This is a genomic window from Bacillus sp. BS1807G30 (assembly GCF_040047675.1).
Lineage (GTDB): Bacteria > Bacillota > Bacilli > Bacillales > Bacillaceae > Bacillus > Bacillus altitudinis.
On sequence record NZ_CP157353.1, the window covers coordinates 1,362,454 to 1,384,825 of the forward strand.

Genomic DNA, 22,372 nt, shown 5'->3' on the forward strand with positions numbered 1-22,372 from the left:
GTGATATAAAAGGAGTCTGAACATGAAAAAGGAATATGCAGTCATTGGTCTTGGACGCTTCGGCGGAAGTATCTGCAAGGCGCTAAGCGAAGAAGGACTTGAAGTCATGGCCATGGATATGAATGAAGATCGTGTGAACGAATATGCTAAAATTGCATCACATGCCGTGATTGGTGATTCGACGGACGAATCTGTTTTAAAGAACCTAGGCATTCGCAATTTTGATCATGTGATCGTTGCGATAGGTGAAAACATTCAGGCGAGTATTTTAACAACGATTATGCTGAAAGAACTTGGTGTCAAAATGGTCACAGTGAAAGCTCAAAATGACTACCATGAAAAGGTTTTGAATAAAATTGGTGCGGACCGTATTGTCCATCCTGAACGAGACATGGGCAGACGGATTGCACATAAAATTATTTCTAACAACGTGCTTGATTATTTAGAGCTGTCAGATGAGTACAGCCTTATTGAAATCGTAGCCAACAGCAGACTTGCTGGGCACTCTTTGTTAGATCTCGACATTCGTGCAAGGTACGGGATCAATATCGTGGCAATTAAGCGCGGGAAAGAAGTGATCGTTTCACCGCTCGCAGATGAAATGATTCAAAAAGAAGATATTCTCATTGTCATTGGAGCAGTAGCAGATATCGGGCGCTTTGAAAAACGGGAAATGCAGAACGACTATTAAACACTCCGAAAAGGGGTGTTTTTTGTTTTAGAAGTGTACATATCGGGCGGACATTGAGGAAGAGAAAAAAGTGGAAATGAGCCGTTTCCTTTCTGAAAAACAGCAAAATGGATCACAATTATTTTTCAGCAAATTATTACTATTCAGAAATAAAAATCAATCTTTTGATATGGTTGATTTTCTCTAAATGTCATTGACTGGACAAACAGATTCGTTTACGATAAGAAACATTATATTGTTTACTCGGAGGAGGCAGTGTCGTTGGATAAGGAGCTTTTCAGACATCAAATTGAGGTAGCTGCAAAGAGAAAAAAAGCAGCCCTAGTGATTAAACATGCGAAGGTTATGGACGTGTTTAACCAGGAATGGATAGACGCTGATGTCGCTGTTGAAAATGGAAAAATAGTAGGAATTGGGGAGTATGATGGGGAACAGGAGCTGGATGCAACAGGTCAAATGCTTGTTCCCGGTTTCATTGACGGCCACGTTCATATCGAATCCTCGATGGTGACTCCTGCTGAATTTTCCAAAGCTGTCGTTCCTCACGGTGTGACAACTGTTGTAACAGACCCGCATGAAATTGCCAATGTATCCGGTGTTGCAGGTATCCGTTTTATGCTCGAAGAAGCGAGAAAAGCTGCTTTAAATATATATTTCATGCTGCCATCCTGTGTACCGGCAGTCAGCTTTGAACGATCAGGTGCTACACTAAAAGCAAAAGATTTAAAGCCTCTTTATGAGGAGAAAGAAGTGCTTGGTCTTGCCGAAGTGATGGATTATGTCGCGGTGGAGCAAGCGGAAGAAGATATGCTTCAAAAACTGCTTGATGCTCACCATGAACATAAACTCATTGATGGCCATCTAGCAGGATTAACGGACCGATTAATTAATGTGTACCGAACAGCTAATGTCCAAACAGATCATGAGGTGACAACAGCTCAAGAGGCCCTTGAACGTGTCAAAAGAGGCATGTATGTCATGCTGAGAGAAGGCTCTGTTGCTAAAAACGTGAAAAACGTATTACCTGCTGTCAATGAGAAGAATGCGAGACGCTTTTTCTTTTGTACGGATGATAAACATTTAGATGATTTAATGGCTCAAGGAAGTATTGATGAACAAGTACGGATGTCGATACAAGATGGATTGGACCCCTTTTTAGCATATCAAATGGGAAGTTTAAACGCAGCGGAGTGTTTCGGTCTCAAAACAAAGGGAGCGATTGCACCAGGCTTTGACGCGGACTTTATGCTCATTTCTGACTTACATGAGGTAGGAATTACAAGCGTCTTTATCGCAGGAGAATTGGTCTCTGAACATGGAGAGTATTTGCCAAGTGTCGACAAGATTACGCCAAGTTCTTCGCTCATGCAATCGGTACATGCAGTGGACGTTCAAGAGAAAGATTTAACGCTGCCTATAACAGATCATCAAAAGATGAATGTCATCCGCATTATACCGAATCAGCTTGAAACAAAATTAGAACAAATATCTCCTTCTGGTAGCGATGGACAATTTACGAGTGATATTGATCGAGATGTATTAAAAATAGTGCTTGTCGAACGCCACAAAGGTCTATCTGAAATTGGGATAGGGGTTGTCAGCGGTTTCGGCTTAAAAGAGGGGGCGATTGCAACAACAGTTGCCCATGACTCGCATAACTTAATTGCCGTTGGCACAAATGATGCTGATATGATCAAAGCCATTGAAACGTTAAAAGAAGCAGGGGGCGGTTTGACCGTTGTAAAAGACGGAGAAGTTCTTCATACGCTTCCATTACCGATTTCCGGTTTATTATCAGATCAACCTGCACATACGGTCAATGAAAGCCTTCATGCACTCCATGATGCTTTAAAGGAAACAGGCTTTGTCTTAGACTTTAATCCGTTTTTGACATTATCCTTTTTGGCACTTCCAGTCATTCCTGATGTGAAAATGACAACACAAGGATTGTTTGATGTGAGAAGTTTTCAGCATCTCCCGATTCAATCGTAAAACAATGACTGAACCCGCACGTATCGTACAGATATGCGGGTTTTTTTATTGCGCATAAAAAAGAGACACAGTCAAAAGGCTGTGTCTCCTTGTACGTCATTACACTTCCATAATAATCGGTAAGATCATTGGGCGGCGTCTTGTTTTTTCATAAAGGAAAGGAGCAAGAGTGTCAGTAATCTCGTTCTTAATTTCTGACCATTGAGTCGTCTTGCGTTCCATTACTTTTTCAAGATGCTTTGAAATGAGATCTTGCGCGTCATTAATGAGGTCTCCGGATTCTCTCATGTAGACAAAACCTCTTGAGATTAAATCAGGACCTGCAGAAATTTTGAATTCTTTCATATCCATGCTGACAACAACAATGACAAGACCTTCTTCTGAAAGAATGCGGCGGTCTCTTAACACGATGTTACCGATATCACCAATACCGCTACCGTCGATATACACGTTGCCTGATGGAATTTTGCCAGCGACACTTGCTTCGTCACCTTTCAGTGCAAGAACTTCACCGTTATCCATGATAAAGCAGTTTTCCTCAGGAATTCCGCAATCATTCGCAAGTTTAATATGCGTTTTTTGCATGCGGTACTCACCGTGAATCGGCATGAAGAATTTTGGTTTAATTAAACGGAGCATTAGCTTTTGTTCTTCCTGCCCGCCGTGTCCAGAGGTATGAATATTATTGAGTGAGCCATGAATGACTTCAGCACCAGCACGATAAAGCTGGTTAATAGTACGGCTTACGCTAATATTGTTACCTGGGATCGGTGAAGATGAGAAGACAACAGTGTCTCCAGGGTTAATTGAAATCTGGCGGTGCGTACCGTTGGCAATACGAGAAAGAGCGGCCATCGGTTCACCCTGACTACCAGTACAAAGAATGGTTACTTTGTTTGCTGGAAGGCGGTTGATTTCATTGTGTTCAATGAATGTGTTTTTTGGACATTTGATATATCCGAGCTCTTGTCCAATATCAATGGCAGACTCCATGCTGCGCCCAAACACAGCGACTTTTCGGCCGTTGGCAACAGCTGACTCGATCACTTGCTGAAGTCTGTGAATGTTAGATGCAAATGTAGCAAAGATAATACGTCCATCTACTTTTCTGAAGATGTCATCAATGCTTTCACCTACACGTCTTTCGGACATCGTAAATTCTGGAATTTCACTATTTGTACTGTCAGATAGAAGACAAAGAACGCCTTCTTTCCCGATCTCAGCCATTTTCGTTAAATTGGCAGGCTCGCCAACAGGAGTAAAGTCAAACTTGAAATCGCCTGTATGTACGATGTTACCAGGAGGTGTCTTCACGACAATTCCATAAGAATCTGGGATACTGTGCGTCGTTCTAAAGAAAGACACAGCTGTTTTTCTAAATTTAATTGTATCTTCTTCTTCAAAGATGTGAAGTTTGGTCTGTCTTAATAGACCATGCTCTTCCAATTTATTACGAAGTAGGCCGATTGCGAGTTTGCCTCCGTAAACTGGAATATTCACTTGCTTGAGAAGGTAAGGGATACCGCCGATGTGGTCTTCATGTCCATGAGTAATAAAAAGACCTTTGATTTTATCTTCGTTTTTAACTAAATACGTATAGTCAGGGATGACGTAATCAATTCCAAGAAGTTCATCTTCAGGGAACTTAATACCAGCATCAATCAAAATGATTTCATCTTGAAATTGAACGCCATACGTGTTTTTACCGATCTCGCCTAATCCGCCGAGCGCAAAAACTGCCGCCTGATCGTTTTTTACAAATTTCATTCCTCTCATAGCTCCAATACTTTAAAATTTTCACTTTCTCGTTCATAGTCTAAAAAAGCACCGTCTACAGGCTGAATGAATTCAATATTGTAGTTATGTTTTTTCAACTTATCGCGTACGTCTCTTTCAGAAACCGCTTCAACGTATAGTGAATCTGTGTGTTCTCTCACAGGTACCTCAGTCGTACTTGCCTGAAAAAATACCTTATATATCATCCAAATCTCTCCTTAAATACCGTATGTTACACTCGCTTATTCTATTATATTAAAAAAACGCGCATAAGAAAAGTCTCAGAGAAAAAAGGACCTTCAGCAAATGTGCGGAAGATCCTTTTAAGCAATCGATTTTTTACGAAGCATGTCCTTCCATTGTCTTCGAATTTTCTTGCGCAGACGACGAAGCATCGCGGATCGCCTCCTTTCGGTATGAGTCTCATTCAGCCATTTGTTCCGTTCTCTCTATATACTTGTATTATATGATGTTTCCACTTAATGTTACATGGTTATATGTGGGAAATGGGCGTTTTAAGAGGAAGTGGTTTCGTCAGTGAAGATCTTTCTGTATGATGAAGGGGAGAGGGTATACATAACAAGAGACAGGAGACGAGATATGAATAAAAAAGTCATCTTCTTTGATATCGACGGTACTTTATATGACCATGATAAAAAAATACCTGAATCAACGAAGCGAGCTGTTCGTTTATTAAAAGAAAAAGGGCATCATCTCTTCATTGCATCTGGCCGTTCGCCTTTTCTCATCCAACCTATTTTAGAAGAAATAGGGCTTGACTCATTTATTGCTTATAACGGTCAGTATGTCATGTACGAAGGAGAAGTCATTTACGGCAATCCGCTTAAGCAAGAGCTAATGGATAAAATTTATGAAACAGCGGATCAACATGATCATCCGCTTGTTTTCATGGGAGAGAAGACGATGAAGGCGTCTGTGCCGAACCATCCATTTATCCACGAAGGGATTGGCACTTTAAAAACAGAGCATCCCGAGCATGATTTGTCATTCTTTAAAGAAAACGTCATTTATCAAATGCTGCTATTTTGTAAAGCAGAAGAGGAACACCAATATGAAGCGTTCCGTGAAGAAATTGATCTCGTCAGGTGGCATGAGCTGTCTACTGATGTCCTGCCAAAAGGTGGATCAAAGGCTGAAGGAATTAAACGAGTCATTGAAAGACTTCCGTACGATCAAAAGGACACAATTGCCTTCGGTGACGGGCTGAACGATCGAGAAATGATTTCGTTTGTTGGAACAGGCGTTGCGATGGGGAATGCAGTCAATGAATTAAAAACATTAGCTGACTTTGTCACCAAACCTGTAGATGAGGATGGCATATTCCACGCTGTGACTGAATTAGGCCTTATTGAAGAATAAAAAACAAGACCCGCTGATGGACGGGTCTTGTTTTTATTCTATGATCTGCCGATCGCAACCGCGTTGTCTGGCTCGGCGAATGGATGATCTTTTTGAATATGATCATAAAACATAATGCCATTTAAGTGGTCAATTTCATGCTGAAAAACGATGGCCGGAAACCCTTTGAGGCGAATATCAATGTCTTCACCTTCAAGCGTTGTACCTTTCACCCTGATTTTTTCATAGCGCGGGACGAATCCAGGGATGGCTTCATCAACAGATAAACAGCCTTCTCCAGTAGCTAAATAAGCTCTTTTGACTGAATGGCTAACAATGCGAGGATTGAATAATGCATAGCTATAAAGTTCTCCGCCCTCGTCTTCACAGTGAACAGCAATCATTCGTTTACTGATATTGATTTGCGGAGCTGCTAGGCCAACACCGGGTCTAAGTTCATATTTTTCAGCAATATCTGCATCCTGACTGTTTTTGACAAATTCAATCATGTCAGCTAATTGCTGTTTTTCTTCTTCTGTTGGCGGGAGTTCGACCGCTTCAGCTGTTTGTCTTAAGACGGGATGCCCGTCTCGTACGATATCATCCATGGTAATCACAAAACTTCACTCCTATTTCCTTTGTATGTAAAGTATATAAAATGATACACAACATATGCAATGAAATAAAGAAGACCGGTCGTATGAGACCGGTCAGAGGCTTATTCAGCCGTTAGCAGCAGCCACCGCCGCCTAAGAATGCTGCGCCAACAATGATCAATAGAATGAATAGGACGACGATTAAAGCGAATGTACGTCCACCACCGTAACCGCAACCGTATCCACCACCATAACTTGGATAGCAACAACCGCCGCCGTATCCATAACCGTAACCGCCGTATCCACCATACATACTTCCATGACTATAATTAGACATACTTTTGACCTCCTTTGAAAATACACTCGGCCTCTCATAAGTGAAGGCGAAGCGTGTAATATAAACTATGTATGAATGCACTATTTGTATAGTCATGAGCCTAGAGCATGAAAAAAATCTTCTTTCCCCTTAAAAAACCAGCCTCTTTCCTTGTCACAACCGCCCTGAAAAATTATAGTGGTATGTGGAGATGTAAAGGGGGACTTTGTAATTGAAACAGATGAAAAGAAGAATAAAAGCAGGTGCAGCTTTAGCGGGGATATGTACCCTCTTGCTTGCGGGCTGCGGAGGTCAAAATCCGCTTTATGAGATGCAAGATGCCATGACGAAAATGAGCGAAAAAGAAGCATCCTTTGAAAAAGAACAAGGCGCACTGCAAAGCTATGAGAAAAAAGAGCAGCAGTTGTATAAAAAAATGATTCAAACAACAAAAGACCACACAAAAACAGTCTCAAGCTTGTCTGATCAAGCATTAGCATCGGCAGAAAAGCGTGAAGAACATTTAAAAACAGAAAAAGACAGCATGGATCAATCGAAAAAAGAATTTCAATCTGTAAAAGAATTCGCTGGACAGATAAAAGATGCGGAAGTAAAAGACAAAGCAGAACAAACAGTCAAATCAATTGAAAAAAGATATGCATCGTATGATCAGCTTTACCGTGAGTATCAAAAGGCGCTGAAACAAGACAAGCACTTGTATGAATCTTTAAAAAGAAAAGACTTAGGATACGCTGAACTGAAATCCAAACTGAAAACAGTCAATCGTTCCTATAGTAAAGTGAGAAAAGAAAGCAAGAAGTTCAATCAATATACAGATCAATTGAACGAATATAAACAAGCTTTATACAAAACAGCTCAGAAAGAATCACAAAACAGTTAAAAACAGTACTTGCATATTTGCTGCTAGTTTTGTTTATCGCTGCTACTCACAAAGTGCCTGCGTGTCGTTACTCGTTTTTCCAAGATGTCAAACTGAAAAGAAGAGAAAGGGTTAAAATGAAGTTCATTTTAGCCCTTTGTCCATCATGATCAAAAGAGCTAAAAATAGCTCTTTTTTTATTTTTCGACAAAAACAAACATGTGCTATTGTAGTACAGTGACCCACTCTATACTAGTACAGTTTATGCTGTTGATTAAACAGATTGATACAGGTCACCATAAAAAGTAAAGCGAATATATTTATTTAAATAAAGCCGTTAAATCAATTGACGGACTATTTTTCTTGTTGTAAACTATTCCTTGTTAACAGAAGTTGTATTAGTTTTTTGTGAACTATCGTTAATACAGTTAGAAAAACTCAAAAGCAAGCGATCATCCAATGTTTCGACAATGATCTTTGTGGCTATTATATACAGGAGTCATATGAGCATTTTGGGTTATCCTATATCTGTATGTATAAATGGATTCACGACAAATTGACTGTTAAAAGAAAGGAAGAGGTGACTTTAGAATGGCTGCAAAAACAAAAAAAGCAATTGTTGATAGCAAAAAGCAATTCGATGCCATCAAAAAGCAGTTTGAAACGTTCCAAATTTTAAACGAAAAAGGCGAAGTCGTAAACGAAGCGGCAATGCCAGATCTTTCAGATGACCAATTAAAAGAATTAATGCGCCGTATGGTGTTTACACGTGTATTAGATCAACGTTCAATTTCATTGAACCGTCAAGGACGTCTTGGCTTCTATGCGCCAACAGCTGGACAAGAAGCTTCTCAGCTTGCAACTCACTTTGCACTTGAGAAAGAAGATTTCATTCTTCCAGGATATCGTGATGTACCACAATTAATCTGGCATGGTCTTCCACTAACAAAAGCATTCTTGTTCTCTCGTGGACACTTTGTTGGGAACCAAATGCCTGAAGATGTGAATGCACTTTCTCCGCAAATCATTATCGGTGCACAAATCATTCAAGCTGCTGGTGTAGCTCTTGGTTTGAAAAAGCGCGGTAAAAATGCTGTTGCAATCACTTACACTGGTGATGGTGGAGCTTCACAAGGTGATTTCTACGAAGGTATTAACTTTGCAGGGGCTTACAAAGCGCCAGCGATTTTTGTTGTCCAAAACAACAGATATGCGATCTCTACACCTGTTGAAAAGCAATCTGCTGCACAAACGATTGCACAAAAAGCAGCTGCAGCTGGTATCGTAGGCGTACAAGTTGACGGTATGGATGCATTAGCTGTATACGCAGCGACTGCTGAAGCTCGTGAGCGTGCTGTAAATGGTGAAGGTCCAACATTAATTGAAACTCTTACATTCCGTTACGGCCCACATACAATGGCTGGTGACGATCCAACAAGATATCGTACAAAAGAAGATGAAAATGAGTGGGAGCAAAAAGATCCATTGGTACGCTACCGCAAATTCTTGGAAAACAAAGGCCTTTGGTCTGAAGAAGAAGAGAATAAAGTCATCGAAGATGCAAAAGAACAAATCAAACAAGCAATCAAAGAAGCTGACGAACAGCCTAAGCAGAAAGTCACTGATTTGATTGAAAACATGTACGATGTGAAACCATTTAACTTGGTTGAACAGCTTGAAATCTACAAACAGAAGGAGTCGAAGTAAGCCATGGCGCAAATGACATTGATTCAAGCGATCACTGATGCGTTACGCACAGAACTGAAAAATGACGAAAACGTTCTCGTTTTCGGAGAAGACGTTGGTAAAAACGGCGGCGTATTCCGTGCGACTGAAGGATTGCAAAAAGAGTTTGGTGAGGATCGTGTATTCGATACTCCACTTGCTGAATCTGGTATTGGCGGTCTTGCAATTGGCCTTGGACTACAAGAATTCCGCCCAGTAATGGAAATTCAATTCTTCGGATTCGTTTACGAAGTATTAGATTCTGTTTCTGGACAAATGGCTCGTATGCGTTACCGTTCTGGTGGGCGCTGGCATTCTCCAGTGACAATCCGTTCTCCATTTGGTGGAGGAGTTCACACACCTGAGCTTCACGCTGATAGCTTAGAAGGTCTTATTGCACAACAGCCTGGTATCAAGGTTGTCATTCCTTCAACACCTTACGATGCAAAAGGACTATTAATTTCTGCAATCCGTGACAACGATCCGGTTGTATTCCTTGAGCATATGAAACTTTATCGTTCTTTCCGTCAGGAAGTTCCTGAAGAAGAGTACACAATTGAAATCGGTAAAGCTGACGTGAAACGTGAAGGTTCTGACCTTTCAATCATCACTTACGGTGCAATGGTTCACGAATCACTTAAAGCTGCTGAAGAACTTGAAAAAGAAGGCGTTTCTGCTGAGGTCGTCGACCTTCGTACAGTGAGCCCGCTTGATATTGAAACAATCATCGCTTCTGTTGAAAAAACAGGCCGTGCGATCGTTGTTCAAGAAGCACAAAAACAAGCTGGTATTGCAGCAAACGTAGTAGCTGAAATCAATGATAGAGCAATCCTTAGCCTAGAAGCACCAGTACTTCGTGTAGCTGCACCTGATACTGTATTTGCTTTCTCTCAAGCTGAGAGCGTATGGCTTCCAAACCATAAAGACGTGCTTGAAACAGCTAAGAAAGTTCTTGAATTTTAATTAAATGACAGAGGGGAAAAGAATTTATTTCTCTTCCCCTTTATCAATTACATGACCGTGTAATGTTGACAGAACAATGGTTTAACATAATCTAGGAGGCGAAAAACAGTGGCATTTGAATTTAAACTTCCGGACATCGGAGAAGGTATCCACGAAGGTGAGATCGTTAAGTGGTTTGTAAAACCAAACGACGAAATCAATGAAGATGACGTTTTAGCAGAGGTACAAAATGATAAAGCAGTTGTAGAAATTCCTTCACCTGTTAAAGGAAAAGTATTAGAATTAAAAGTTGAAGAGGGAACAGTTGCAACTGTAGGACAAACAATCATTACGTTTGATGCACCTGGTTACGAAAATCTTCAATTTAAAGGCAGCGAAGAAGAAGGCGAAGCGAAAACTGAAGCTCAAGTACAAGGTACTGCTGAAGCTGGTAACGAGCCTGAAAAGAAAGAAGTTGCTCAAGAAGAAGCGGCAGCAGCAACTGGTGCTGGCGCACAAGAGCAAGTAGATGCTGATCCTAACAAACGCGTTATTGCTATGCCATCTGTACGTAAATATGCGCGTGAAAAAGGCGTTGAAATTTACAAAGTTGCAGGTACTGGTAAAAATGGCCGCGTGCTAAAAGAAGATATCGACAGCTTCCTTAATGGCGGTTCTGCAGCAACTCAAGAAGCAGCACCTCAAGCAGCTGAAAGTGCGAAAGAAGAAGCAGCTCCAAAAGCGGCAGCAGCTCCAGTTCTAGAAGGAGAATTCCCAGAAACTCGCGAGAAAATGAGCGGAATCCGCAAAGCGATCGCAAAAGCAATGGTGAACTCTAAGCACACAGCTCCTCACGTAACATTAATGGATGAAGTTGATGTAACAAACCTTGTTGCACATCGTAAACAATTCAAACAAGTTGCAGCTGATCAAGGAATCAAGTTAACTTACTTGCCTTACGTTGTAAAAGCTCTAACTTCTGCTTTGAAAAAGTACCCAGTACTTAACACTTCTATCGATGATAAAACAGATGAAGTTGTTCAAAAGCATTACTACAACATCGGAATTGCAGCTGATACTGAAAAAGGCTTGCTTGTTCCAGTTGTGAAAAATGCAGATCGCAAAGCGATTTTCGAAGTATCTAACGAAATCAACGAGCTTGCAACAAAAGCACGTGATGGTAAATTGGCTCCAGCTGAAATGAAGGGTGCATCTTGCACAATCACAAACATCGGTTCTGCTGGTGGACAATGGTTTACTCCAGTCATCAACCACCCAGAAGTAGCGATCCTTGGTATTGGCCGTATCGCTGAAAAAGCGGTTGTTCGTGATGGCGAAATCGTTGCAGCTCCAGTCTTAGCTCTTTCCCTAAGCTTTGACCACCGTATGATTGATGGAGCTACTGCGCAAAATGCCCTTAACCACATCAAGCGTTTATTGAATGATCCACAATTAATTTTAATGGAGGCGTAAATTCATGGTAGTAGGAGATTTCCCAATCGAAACAGATACTCTTGTCATCGGTGCAGGTCCTGGTGGATATGTAGCTGCTATTCGTGCTGCACAGCTAGGACAAAAAGTAACAATCGTTGAAAAAGGAACACTTGGCGGCGTATGTCTAAACGTCGGCTGTATCCCTTCAAAAGCATTGATCAATGCTGGACATCGTTTCGAGAATGCAAAGCATTCTGAAGACATGGGTATCAAAGCTGAAAACGTAACAGTTGATTTCACAAAAGTTCAAGAGTGGAAAGCTTCTGTTGTAAACAAATTAACAGGTGGAGTTCAAGGTCTTCTAAAAGGAAATAAAGTAGACATCGTCAAAGGTGAAGCTTATTTCGTAGACAGCAACTCTGTACGTGTCATGGATGAAAATTCAGCGCAGACTTATACATTTAAAAATGCAATTCTTGCAACTGGATCTCGTCCAATCGAATTGCCTACATTTAAATACACAGACCGCGTGATTAACTCAACTGGTGCTTTAGCGCTTAAAGAAGTACCTAAAAAGTTAGTTGTCATCGGTGGTGGATACATCGGTACTGAGCTTGGTACTGCTTATGCGAACTTTGGAACAGAAGTTGTCATCCTTGAAGGTGGAGACGAAATCCTTCCAGGTTTTGAAAAGCAAATGAGCTCATTAGTGAAACGTAACCTGAAGAAAAAAGGAAACGTTGAAATTCACACAAACGCTCTTGCAAAAGGCGTTGAAGAAAAATCTGACGGTGTCACTGTTACTTTCGAAGTAAAAGGTGAAGAAAAAACTGTCGATGCTGACTACGTACTTGTGACTGTTGGTCGTCGTCCAAACACAGATGAGCTTGGTCTTGAGCAAGTTGGTGTTGAATTGACAGACCGCGGAGTTGTCAAAACTGACAAACAATGCCGTACAAGCGTTTCAAACATCTATGCAATTGGTGACATCGTTGATGGACCACCACTTGCACACAAAGCTTCTTACGAAGGTAAAATTGCTGCTGAAGCAATCGCTGGAGAGCCAGCTGAAATTGATTACCTTGGTATTCCTGCTGTTGTATTCTCTGAGCCAGAACTTGCAACTGTTGGATACACTGAAGCAGAAGCAAAAGAAGAAGGAATCGACATCGTTGCAGCGAAATTCCCATTCGCAGCAAACGGACGTGCACTTTCTCTTGATGCAACTGATGGCTTCATGAAAATGATCACTCGTAAAGAGGATGGTCTAGTGATCGGTGCACAAATCGCAGGTGTTGGTGCTTCTGATATGATTTCAGAGCTTAGCCTTGCAATTGAAGCTGGTGTGACGGCTGAAGATATCGCAATGACAATTCACGCTCACCCAACTTTAGGTGAAATCACAATGGAAACGGCTGAAGTAGCAATCGGAAGCCCAATCCATATCGTAAAATAATGAACGTTGAAACCCTCTCCACACGGAGAGGGTTTCAGATTGTTGACAAAGGGCTAAAATGAACTTGATTTTAGCCCTTTGTCTTCTTTTCAGCGTGATAGAAAATCTTTGCAGTCTAGGAAGGACGAGTACTGGCGCGGAGCGAATTTGACATTCGTGAGCACCAGCACGCAGGACTGACAAAGAATGCGAGGGTTTGTCTACCCGCTGAAGCCCTCTCCACACGGAGAGGGGTTTTTTATGTATGTGAAACGTCGCTGAAAAAGAAAAACCCTCATGAGATGAGGGCTTTTTTCATATGGATATATAAGTGCAAAGTCGAACCGTTAATTTGTATTCACTCGATCTAATGCTTGGCATATGGGTGATAAGATATCCTCTTTACTTCGGACATTACCTTCCACCTTCACAATGACTTTTTCATTATTGACAAGTAAAATAGCCGGCAGTTCGTCTACTTCATTTTTCCAGCCTTTACGATCTTCTTTGACAATCATCTTGGACATTTCCTTCGGATATTCATTTTTTAAATCGAGCACTGCGTCATAATAAGGACTTTCTTTATCAAGATTTTCTGCATCAGTAAAAAAGAGAATTCTCGGCTTTTGAATATGACTGACCTGGTCTGTCTGATTCGGTATGATATACGCAAATGAGCATGAACTAAGTACAAAGAGCATAGGGAATATAATGAGAAGGGTCCTCATAAAATTCAATCTATTCACCTCAAAATCCTTTGGGGTTGTACCAACATTTTTAGGAGCTAGTTCCCTGTTAGTCACTCTAGTGTATCACGTCCTTTTTGACAATTTTCGATTGTTACTCAATTGTTACAGAATTGATATGAAGCAAAATACATTTGAAACGTTTCCTCAATATGATGAGAAAAAAGCATATATTTATAAAAAATAATTAAATGTGTCATACAATTAACCGTTGACAACTTAAATGTGACATCATATTATAGAGGTATGAAATAGATTAAACGCTTTCAAACTTTGAGTAAAGAAAAGGGGAATGTACGTGGGTACAATTATTTGTCAAGATTGCAATGAAACCATTGATCAATTTGAAAATGAAAAAGTGACAACACTTTATGGAACATGTGGTCACTGTCATTGCTGTGATGAAGCCTCTGAATAAATAAAAAAGCATGCAGCTCCAATTGGGGCTGCATGTTTCTTTTTTATAAAATGGCTTTTTGTTCTTTAATGACACGAATCATATCTAGTGTGGAATCTTCTGGTCCTTGAACAGGAAGACCGATTTCGATATTTTTAAAGATATAGGAGATATTTTCTTCTGTGATGATTTCACCTGGTATAAAAATAGGAATACCAGGCGGATAAACCATGACAAATTCTGCAATGATACGGCCAGCCGCTTCTCTAAATGGAATGACTTCCGTTGTTGCGTAAAAAGCGTCACGCGGTGTCATCGCAAGCGAAGGGATCTCAGGCAGTAACACTTCTGTCACGGCTTGTTTGCCGCCTTGACGTGCAGAGGTTGCCGCAATTTCCTTCATAGCCGTTACAAGCGTATCAATCGTCTCATCACAATCGCCAGGCGTCACGATACATAAAATGTTGTATAGGTCAGAGAGCTCTACTTCAATTCGGTAGCTTTCTCTCAGCCATTTCTCCACATCATGGCCATTCAGTCCAAGGTCTTTAATGGAGATGATTAATTTTGTTGGGTCATAATCGTAAGTAGAAGGTGAACCGAGAATTTCTTGACCAATACAAGTAATACCTTCAATTTCGTTTAAACGAGTTCTTGCTGATTCAGCTAATCGAATGGCTTCATCTGCAAGTGCCTTTCCTTCAGTCGCTAATCGCTTTCTAGCGACATCCAGGGAGGCTAAAAGCAAATAAGAAGTAGACGTAGTTGTCAGCATGCTTAAAATAGATTGTACTCGATCCTTTGAAACAAGCCCTTCTTTTATATTTAAAATCGAGCTTTGGGTGAGAGAGCCGCCAAGTTTATGCACACTTGTTGCTGCCATATCAGCTCCCGCCTGCATCGCAGACAATGGAAGCTCATCGTGAAAATGAATATGCACACCATGTGCCTCATCTACAAGAACAGGTACGTCATACGAATGAGCAATGTCTACAATGGTTTTTAAATCAGCTGAAATGCCAAAATACGTTGGGTTAATCACAAGCAGCCCTTTCGCATCTGGGTGTTTAGTCAGCGCTTTTTTAGCTGACTCTGGCGTGATGCCATGAGAGATGCCAAGCTCTTTGTCAATTTCCGGGTGAATAAAAACAGGTACTGCACCAGAAAATACAATAGCAGACATAATCGACTTATGGACATTACGTGGAACAATAATTTTGTCTCCAGGGCCACAGACGGTCATCACCATTGTCATGATCGCGCCGCTTGTTCCTTGTATAGAGAAAAACGTATGGTCGGCACCAAATGCTTCTGCTGCAAGCTCCTGTGCTTCTTTGATCATTCCTCGAGGCGAATGTAAATCATCAAGAGGTTCTATATTAATAAGGTCAATGCTTAATGCATTGTCTCCAATGAATGCTCTAAATTCAGGGTCCATTCCGGCTCCTTTTTTATGGCCTGGAATGTGAAATTGGACTGGATTAGTTGAAGCGTGTTTTTTTAGTCCAGTGTATAAGGGTGTATCATGTTGTGACAATTGCTTTCCCACCTTCATCGAAATACCTGCTATTATTATCCCAATAACAGCAGATTTCATTGCATAAAACAAAAGAATTATATTATGAACTGATCGGAATGTAAAGCATAAAATCAATCGGATTCTGATCAAACAGATGCTATAATAAAAGTTCAAATAAGAAATGTGGATTAAAGTGAGGGACAAGTAAATGGAATATCAATATCCAATGGACGTCGACTGGACAACTGAAGAAAAGATGGCGGTCATTTCATTTTTTCAAGCCGTTGAAAAAGCCTATGAAACAGGAATTGCGAAACAAGCGTTACTAGAGGCTTATAAACGATTTAAAGAAGTTGTACCATCAAAAGCAGAAGAAAAGACGCATTGTGCGGCGTTTGAAAAGGGAAGTGGGTATTCCCCTTATCGCACAGTAAAAAGTGCAAGAGAGGCTGAAGAAACAGCTATGATACGGATGTAAAAAACGAGCCTATATAGATAGGCTCGTTTTTTTATACAGATTCTTTTTGTGTAAAGCGGTATAGATAAGTTACTGTGCGGAAGGCATCTTCAATTTTTGATAAGAATTCTTCATTATTCATTTGAACAACTTCTTCTCTAGGAAGCTGGATGCCGCAAAGGAGTTCGGCCTTTTTGACTGTTTGAACACGTTCAAATAGTGTTCTCAGCTGTTCAGCATCAAGTTCGCTGTGGCGGAGGACGTCCGGTTTCATATGATCCTTAGACCAAACAAAGTCTTGCGGTATTTTCTTTTGGATCGTGTCCAGCTCTTTTTCGAATAATTGCCCATATTCACCTTTTACTGGAGATTCATAAATGAGCGCAAACCATACAAATACATGAGTTTTCCAAAGCCCAATTTGAAAATGAGGGAGCTTTTTATACCCACGCTTACTGTTAGCGAAAGCCACCCAAGTGTCATTTGGCGGGTTGACTGATCTTCTTGCATGTTTTGCCACGTGGACAAACATTTCGTCTCCTGTAATAGAAGAAAGAAGCGGTGCAAAATGTTCACCAAGTGCTTCAAGCTTTGGACGGACTCTCTCTTTTAATACGGCCATACGTTCATCTAAACCGTCTACTGTGAATGTTTCAAAATCTTCATCTCTAAAACGCATTTCACTCATGTTATGCCTCCTGTATCTTTTCGCTGATCATATTTTATCATAGCTTGGGTCAAGCTCAAAAAAAGATGCACTTTAAAGAGAAAGATAGCAGGGATCTTGGTTCGGCGTTTAAAAACATCGATTTTGTGGTACATAACAAATAGGTAAAAACACAATTTTCAGAATGTCGTTGCGGTTATGCGATCGCTTCATACGATATAAGCAAGAACCATTTCTCTTATCGATTGTATTTTTTATCAATGAAAACTGACAAGGAATGAATCATTCTCTGGAAGGGGCGTTGACCAATGAAGCAAATCGTGAAGCATGGGTATAGACAAGAGAAGAAGAATCGCATCGCTGTGTGGAGATTAGAGGTTGATTATGAGCTTTCTACGCTTCATGAAGCCATCGAGCAAAAAGACGATATCCAAGTAGAACGCAGCAAACGAAAGCTTGAGCGCCTAAGAAAAGAATGGGAGCAGCTTCAAGGGTAAAACAAGGTGAGGTAAAAACGAACCAATTCATCGGTTCGTTTTTGTATGAAGCTGCTTTTTTCTTGCTTTTACGTACATAATATCAGTATGCTAATACAAATAGGTACTACATAGAAAAGAGGTTTACAGTCCGATGACAAACTGGGTGGAAATTGACCGACTTGCAAAGCTTTGGGTAAAAGAAGCGGGTAGCCGCATTAAAGAATCCATGCAGGAAGGTCTATCAATTGAAACAAAATCAAATCCAAATGATCTTGTCACAAACATCGATAAAGAAACAGAACGTTTCTTCATTGAAAAGATACAGTCGACATTTTCAGATCATCATATTTTAGGAGAAGAGGGCCAAGGGGAAGAAGTGACCTCTCTTGACGGGATAGTATGGATCATTGATCCAATTGATGGCACCATGAACTTTGTCCATCAAAAACGAAATTTTGCCATTTCAATTGGGATATTTGAACATGGTGTGGGGAAAATCGGTCTTATTTATGACGTCATTCATGACGAGCTCTATCATGCAGTCAAAGGAGAAGGAGCGTATATGAACGATACCTTACTCCCGCCTTTAAAAGATGTCGCCATTGAAAAAGCCATTGTCGGCATTAACCCAACATGGGCGATTGAAAGCCCCCATTTTGACGCTAAGCCGTTTGCCCGTCTCGTACGCGATGTGAGAGGAACAAGAACGATTGGATCAGCTGCACTTGAACTGGCTTATATTGCAAGCGGAAGAAGCGACGCATATGTCACGTTAAGGCTAGCGCCATGGGATTATGCTGCTGGATGTGTGTTGCTTGATGAGGTAGGCGCTGTTTACTCGAATATTCACGGAGAACGCTTAACGTTTCTAGAGAAAAATAGCATTGTTGCCGGAAATCGATCCGTCTGTGAGAAAATCTTGCATGATTACATAAAAGGAAGCGGAAATAAAAAATAAACAACATCACTTCATGAGAATGAAGTGATTTTTTGTTTTTCCTGAAACTTTTTGGTAAGGCAGATGTCTAAACGAATGAGGCCTTAATTTGATGTAAAGGATTGTGTAGCAATGTTTGATTTGTTTAGTGATTTATCCCTCCATTTTGAAAGGTTTTTTATTTTAAATGAGTACAGTATCCACATGATTCAATGGTGTGTGCTTGGACTATTTGTCCTTTTCATTACACTTCCCATATGGAAAGAAAAGAAGAGTAGTTATGTATTTTATGTTGGAATCGTATTAAGAGTAGTTCTGCTAGGGAGTATGACACTTGAGATGATTCACCAAGTTCTAGCTAGACAGTATACGATCGAAACATTTGAAGTGCTGACAGATTTCATGCAATTTCTCATCTATGGATATGTCTTACTTGCATCACTTTTCTATGTGATTTCTCTTCCTTATTTAAAAAATAGGGGCATGTTTTTTGCATTTGATTTATCTGTGTTACTTCTGCCTTTATGTCAAACGGTATTTATTGTGTTAGTTGAGAGCAAAAAGTTCTTTCTCAGCGGTGATGCGGAGCTGATATGGAGAGATTTGATCATCATTTTGCTTATGATTGGCTTTGCCGCTTTGGTACTTCACCTATTCTTTCGTTTGTTTTGGCATCAGAAGTGGAAAGAATTGCTGTTTTTCTATGGCCTGATTTTCGCTGCGCTGCTGTATATTTTTTATCCTTCTATCTCGAAGTATGAGCTACAATCTTCGTTTAAATCCATTGTGATTTTAGTAGCGGCCGCAGGAAGCTTTATGACATTACATTTGTTATGTGCGTTACTACAAAACAAGGTGAAGTTGAGACAGTGGGGTGCTTGGGGAATTGTCGTCTTTTTTACGCTAATGCTGAACCCGATCCTAAATCTCCCACATATCATGTTTCAATTTACTAAAACGGAACTGACAGATACTTTCTCAGAAGAATATCGCCCTTTATCTGAAGCAAGTGCAAAAGCATTCGCTTCAAAGTTTGTACCATCGGACACTACATTATATTCAACGACTAGTAAACAGCCGATCTCTGATCACTACGTGTTTGCAGCCGATCAATATGAAGTGAATGTTTCTGCGTTTACAGGTGAATTAAACAGCTATTTTTATAATGGTCGCGCAAAGGGTCAGCATTTGACCGATAAAGAATATAGGGAAAAAACCATTGAATTTTTTGAAAGAAGCGGCCGATCCGTTGATCTAGACCGCATTCATGTAGTGATTGAAAAAGAAGACGGGGAGACAAGCGTTCTTCTTTTGCCAAAAATGTCTCAGAATAAAGATGAGAGCCTAGCGTTTGCCACATGGAAAAAAGAGACGCTTCGACAAGCGCAATATGGGAACGCCATCTTTCAATTAAGGGATATAGACGGGATCAATTTAACAAACAAAGAAATGAAAACGAAAATAAATCGTATCTATAAAAAACTAAATTTACAGCCAACAGATTATCAGATCACAGACGTTGATGGCTTTTATTTTCAGTGGCAGCATGAAGTGGAGGTAAAGACAGCCGATCAATCTACATTTGTGTTTAATGGTTCAACGAAAGAATTGCTAAAAATACAGCTATCAAAAGCGATTCTTCAACAGAAAAAAGGAAATATCAGTGACGAAGATTTGTTGGAAATGATAGGGGAACAGTCAAAAGACGTGAAGACAGAAACAGGATCTCGTGAACACAAACAATATACTTTTAACGGGTCATCCCATTTACTTCATGTGACGAGAGATGCCGATGGAATTGCGTTGAATTGGCAATCAGACTCTTCTTTACCGCATACGGTATCGAATCAAGAACGTGATGAAGTCTATCAGCAAGTTCTCAAAAAGTATGAACCTTATGCCATCTATAAAAAACAAATCAAGCCGGTGAGAATGATCGACAAAGAGGGGAAAATGAGCATTTCGTGGTTTGTGATCATTCAAACCTTCGGATCGAATGAGCGGAAAATATATGAAGTGAATGGACGAACAAAAGAGGTGCAACGTTTTGACAGATAAAGAAAAACAAGCCATCTTTCAAGATTTATATGAATTGTATCAGGAAGGGGAGCTTGGAGAAAAGGCTTCTAACTGGATGAATGCGCATGAAAAGCAGTTTCAGCATTCTGTTAAGGGAAATGAGTTTGCTCCTGTCCACACTGAGGATCAGAGCGATTATCTCGAATTAAAACGCATGAAGTGGTTTATTTCTTCGTTATACTTCTTTTTTATCGTTTTATCAATTTGGATGACTGTGTGGTTTTATTTTTGATGTCTAGACCGACCAATCAAATTGAAAAAATATATGAAGAATATTTTCAGGAAATCACCAAATATTTATATCGCAGAACGGGAAATGTCGAAACAGCCAAGGATCTTGCGCAGGATGTATTTATCAAGGCACTGCATGGATTATCCTCTTTTAAAGGACATTCAAGCATTAAAACATGGCTTTACACCATTGCTTATCATACATTTGTCAACGACTATCGCCGAAAAGTAAAACGAACTTTTACGGATGTAGAAAAAGCTGATTTTTTAGAGCAGCAGATATTCATGACACCTGAAGACCATTTAGAAACTCAAGCTGATATTCAAAGGCTGTGGAGCCAGATCAATCAATTGAAGGATTCTTACCGAGAAGTCCTCATTTTAAGAGATATTCAGGAATTATCGTATGAAGAAGTAGCGGAAATTTTGAATTGGACCTTATCTAAAGTAAAGACAACCCTTCATCGAGCAAGATTAGAGCTGAAACGAAAGCTACATTGTGAGGAGTTCAACAAATGAGCTGTTATTTGATTGAAGAACTATTACCACTTTATATAGAAGGGGACACGAGTGAAGAAACAAATCAATTAGTGAATGAGCACTTACGTTCATGCGAAAAATGCCTTCATCTATATGAAGAAATGAAAGAACCAGTCTCTATTGCAAAGTCAACAGATTTCATACCGTTCATAGATGAAAAAGAAGAAAAAAGAAAGTTTGAAAAGCGCTACTATGGAAAACTGTTATTACGGGCAAGTATCGTTTTTAGTATCGTCTATCTCATCATGCTCTTGATCTATTGGATATAAGAAAGAACCCCCATCTGGATGAACCGGATGGGGGTTTTTTGAGCTTAGTTCAATTTTTCTTTAGCAATTTGAACTGCATCATAGAACGTTTTTAATTGCTCTTGAGGAATTTTCTTAAGCAATTGGTTGAAAACAAGTAATTCAGTAGAGCTGAATCCAAGACCTTTAGCGATTTTAGAATCAATTACAACGTTTCCTTTTTTGTCTAGAACAAGTGCATCACCAGCAAGATCAGCAATTCTGATCACTGATTTGAAAAGCTTTTCGAATTTAGTTGCTTCTTCTTTAGTAAGACCAAGTTCAACAGCTTTTTCTGCATCAAAAACTAATTTTCCTTTTTCGTTTTTAGTGATGCTTTCACTGAAAACGATTGTAAGAACAGCTGCGCGATCTAAGAATTTCTCAGCAGTCGCCGCTTCTTCTTCAGTAAGACCGAGCTCAACAGCTTTTTTCACATCAAATGTGTAGTTGTTGTCTTCCTCAACAAATGAATTGATGAGAATGCTGATAACACGCTCGTTTTTCTCCAATAAATCTTTAATAATTTGTTGCTGCTCAAAAGGAATCCCTTTGAAAGTTGCAGCACTTGCTTGCCCAGGAGCTACTGTTGTGAAAGTAAAAATGATAGCTAAAGCGAAAAATACAACAGAGCTGAGCGATTTGCTCAAAAACTTCTTCATGCTTCTTTTCTCTCCCTTTTCTGTTAAATTTTGTTGCAAGAACAGCATACCATGAGAAACTTTGTGGAAGAATAGGAAAAATGTAACTTTGTGTTTGTTTTTGGAGAACTATAAAAGTTCTTGTCGAAAAATGGAAGAGTTCAGATTGCTTATATTTGCCAACTCTATATGAAGTTTTTAGTTGAATCACTAGGGTTACATAGGTGGTTAGTCTTGTTTTTACCC

General features: G+C 40.0%; 24 protein-coding genes. 16 read left to right on the forward strand and 8 right to left on the reverse strand.

Annotated elements, in window-relative coordinates:
* The first annotated feature begins 22 nt into the window (after nucleotides 1-22).
* Together ABG082_RS07000 and ade are read left to right on the forward strand one after the other, a co-directional pair.
* Nucleotides 23-691 carry a TrkA family potassium uptake protein gene (locus ABG082_RS07000; protein ID WP_008345123.1) on the forward strand — a complete coding sequence of 223 codons (669 nt, stop codon included), beginning with the start codon at nucleotides 23-25 and terminating at the stop codon, nucleotides 689-691.
* Between the two features lie 261 nt (nucleotides 692-952).
* Nucleotides 953-2,683 carry an adenine deaminase gene (gene ade / locus ABG082_RS07005; RefSeq protein ID WP_348936713.1) on the forward strand — a complete coding sequence of 577 codons (1,731 nt, stop codon included), beginning with the start codon at nucleotides 953-955 and terminating at the stop codon, nucleotides 2,681-2,683.
* Nucleotides 2,684-2,782: 99 nt separating this feature from the next.
* Here ade and rnjA read toward each other — a convergent pair whose 3' ends face one another.
* Complete coding sequence (gene rnjA / locus ABG082_RS07010; RefSeq protein ID WP_008345116.1) at nucleotides 2,783-4,450, reverse strand: ribonuclease J1; 1,668 nt, start codon at nucleotides 4,448-4,450, stop codon at nucleotides 2,783-2,785.
* Nucleotides 4,451-4,455: 5 nt separating this feature from the next.
* Nucleotides 4,456-4,665, reverse strand: a complete 210-nt coding sequence (locus ABG082_RS07015) for a DNA-directed RNA polymerase subunit epsilon (RefSeq protein ID WP_008345114.1) — start codon at nucleotides 4,663-4,665, stop codon at nucleotides 4,456-4,458.
* Nucleotides 4,666-5,059: 394 nt separating this feature from the next.
* Here ABG082_RS07015 and ABG082_RS07020 point away from each other — a divergent pair, with 394 nt between their 5' ends.
* Nucleotides 5,060-5,839 (forward strand): Cof-type HAD-IIB family hydrolase, encoded by a 780-nt coding sequence (locus tag ABG082_RS07020; RefSeq protein ID WP_008345112.1) that lies wholly within the window; start codon nucleotides 5,060-5,062, stop codon nucleotides 5,837-5,839.
* Nucleotides 5,840-5,877: 38 nt separating this feature from the next.
* Here the strand turns inward: ABG082_RS07020 and def are convergent, their stop codons facing one another.
* Both def and ABG082_RS07030 read right to left on the reverse strand, forming a co-directional pair.
* Nucleotides 5,878-6,435 (reverse strand): peptide deformylase, encoded by a 558-nt coding sequence (def, locus tag ABG082_RS07025; RefSeq protein ID WP_008345111.1) that lies wholly within the window; start codon nucleotides 6,433-6,435, stop codon nucleotides 5,878-5,880.
* Between the two features lie 112 nt (nucleotides 6,436-6,547).
* Nucleotides 6,548-6,727 (reverse strand): YjcZ family sporulation protein, encoded by a 180-nt coding sequence (locus tag ABG082_RS07030; RefSeq protein WP_026050085.1) that lies wholly within the window; start codon nucleotides 6,725-6,727, stop codon nucleotides 6,548-6,550.
* Between the two features lie 235 nt (nucleotides 6,728-6,962).
* On the opposite strand from ABG082_RS07030, the gene ABG082_RS07035 reads away from it, so the two are divergent.
* From ABG082_RS07035 to lpdA, 5 genes are all read left to right on the forward strand, one after another.
* Nucleotides 6,963-7,631, forward strand: coding sequence for a YkyA family protein (locus ABG082_RS07035; protein WP_008345105.1), 669 nt, complete (start codon nucleotides 6,963-6,965; stop codon nucleotides 7,629-7,631).
* A gap of 570 nt (nucleotides 7,632-8,201) precedes the next feature.
* Nucleotides 8,202-9,317 carry a pyruvate dehydrogenase (acetyl-transferring) E1 component subunit alpha gene (pdhA, locus tag ABG082_RS07040; protein WP_007498599.1) on the forward strand — a complete coding sequence of 372 codons (1,116 nt, stop codon included), beginning with the start codon at nucleotides 8,202-8,204 and terminating at the stop codon, nucleotides 9,315-9,317.
* Between the two features lie 3 nt (nucleotides 9,318-9,320).
* A complete protein-coding gene (pdhB, locus tag ABG082_RS07045) occupies nucleotides 9,321-10,298 on the forward strand; it encodes a pyruvate dehydrogenase complex E1 component subunit beta (RefSeq protein ID WP_007498597.1) in 978 nt (325 codons plus the stop codon).
* A gap of 108 nt (nucleotides 10,299-10,406) precedes the next feature.
* A complete protein-coding gene (locus tag ABG082_RS07050) occupies nucleotides 10,407-11,750 on the forward strand; it encodes a dihydrolipoamide acetyltransferase family protein (protein WP_008345100.1) in 1,344 nt (447 codons plus the stop codon).
* 4 nt (nucleotides 11,751-11,754) lie between these two features.
* On the forward strand, nucleotides 11,755-13,167 hold the full coding sequence (lpdA, locus tag ABG082_RS07055) for a dihydrolipoyl dehydrogenase (RefSeq protein WP_003211097.1): 1,413 nt from the start codon (nucleotides 11,755-11,757) through the stop codon (nucleotides 13,165-13,167).
* A 326-nt stretch (nucleotides 13,168-13,493) separates the two neighbouring features.
* Here the strand turns inward: lpdA and ABG082_RS07060 are convergent, their stop codons facing one another.
* On the reverse strand, nucleotides 13,494-13,874 hold the full coding sequence (locus ABG082_RS07060) for a hypothetical protein (RefSeq protein WP_223255627.1): 381 nt from the start codon (nucleotides 13,872-13,874) through the stop codon (nucleotides 13,494-13,496).
* Between the two features lie 316 nt (nucleotides 13,875-14,190).
* Between ABG082_RS07060 and ABG082_RS07065 the strand changes: the two genes are divergently transcribed.
* Nucleotides 14,191-14,310, forward strand: coding sequence for a GapA-binding peptide SR1P (locus tag ABG082_RS07065; RefSeq protein WP_003212464.1), 120 nt, complete (start codon nucleotides 14,191-14,193; stop codon nucleotides 14,308-14,310).
* Nucleotides 14,311-14,353: 43 nt separating this feature from the next.
* Here the strand turns inward: ABG082_RS07065 and ABG082_RS07070 are convergent, their stop codons facing one another.
* Nucleotides 14,354-15,826: an aminotransferase class I/II-fold pyridoxal phosphate-dependent enzyme gene (locus tag ABG082_RS07070; protein ID WP_348936714.1), complete on the reverse strand. Its 1,473-nt coding sequence runs from the start codon at nucleotides 15,824-15,826 to the stop codon at nucleotides 14,354-14,356.
* Nucleotides 15,827-16,016: 190 nt separating this feature from the next.
* Here ABG082_RS07070 and ABG082_RS07075 point away from each other — a divergent pair, with 190 nt between their 5' ends.
* Nucleotides 16,017-16,286, forward strand: coding sequence for a UPF0223 family protein (locus tag ABG082_RS07075; protein WP_008345089.1), 270 nt, complete (start codon nucleotides 16,017-16,019; stop codon nucleotides 16,284-16,286).
* Between the two features lie 31 nt (nucleotides 16,287-16,317).
* Here ABG082_RS07075 and ABG082_RS07080 read toward each other — a convergent pair whose 3' ends face one another.
* Nucleotides 16,318-16,953, reverse strand: a complete 636-nt coding sequence (locus ABG082_RS07080) for a DUF1054 domain-containing protein (RefSeq protein ID WP_035392176.1) — start codon at nucleotides 16,951-16,953, stop codon at nucleotides 16,318-16,320.
* Between the two features lie 287 nt (nucleotides 16,954-17,240).
* On the opposite strand from ABG082_RS07080, the gene ABG082_RS07085 reads away from it, so the two are divergent.
* From ABG082_RS07085 to ABG082_RS07110, 6 genes are all read left to right on the forward strand, one after another.
* The gene (locus ABG082_RS07085) at nucleotides 17,241-17,429 is read left to right on the forward strand and encodes a hypothetical protein (protein ID WP_008345085.1); all 189 of its coding nucleotides are present in this window, start codon (nucleotides 17,241-17,243) and stop codon (nucleotides 17,427-17,429) included.
* A gap of 133 nt (nucleotides 17,430-17,562) precedes the next feature.
* Nucleotides 17,563-18,369 (forward strand): inositol monophosphatase family protein, encoded by an 807-nt coding sequence (locus ABG082_RS07090; RefSeq protein WP_046343457.1) that lies wholly within the window; start codon nucleotides 17,563-17,565, stop codon nucleotides 18,367-18,369.
* A gap of 183 nt (nucleotides 18,370-18,552) precedes the next feature.
* A complete protein-coding gene (locus tag ABG082_RS07095; protein ID WP_348936715.1) occupies nucleotides 18,553-20,406 on the forward strand; it encodes a hypothetical protein in 1,854 nt (617 codons plus the stop codon).
* On the forward strand, nucleotides 20,396-20,659 hold the full coding sequence (locus tag ABG082_RS07100) for a hypothetical protein (RefSeq protein WP_348936716.1): 264 nt from the start codon (nucleotides 20,396-20,398) through the stop codon (nucleotides 20,657-20,659). The genes ABG082_RS07095 and ABG082_RS07100 overlap by 11 nt, the downstream gene beginning before the upstream one ends.
* A complete protein-coding gene (locus tag ABG082_RS07105) occupies nucleotides 20,659-21,177 on the forward strand; it encodes a sigma-70 family RNA polymerase sigma factor (RefSeq protein WP_035701060.1) in 519 nt (172 codons plus the stop codon). The genes ABG082_RS07100 and ABG082_RS07105 overlap by 1 nt, the downstream gene beginning before the upstream one ends.
* Nucleotides 21,174-21,467: a zf-HC2 domain-containing protein gene (locus ABG082_RS07110; protein ID WP_057079593.1), complete on the forward strand. Its 294-nt coding sequence runs from the start codon at nucleotides 21,174-21,176 to the stop codon at nucleotides 21,465-21,467. Before ABG082_RS07105 ends, ABG082_RS07110 begins: the two co-directional genes overlap by 4 nt.
* A 44-nt stretch (nucleotides 21,468-21,511) precedes the next feature.
* Here the strand turns inward: ABG082_RS07110 and ABG082_RS07115 are convergent, their stop codons facing one another.
* Nucleotides 21,512-22,147, reverse strand: a complete 636-nt coding sequence (locus ABG082_RS07115) for a hypothetical protein (RefSeq protein ID WP_017359387.1) — start codon at nucleotides 22,145-22,147, stop codon at nucleotides 21,512-21,514.
* Nucleotides 22,148-22,372 lie beyond the last annotated feature (225 nt).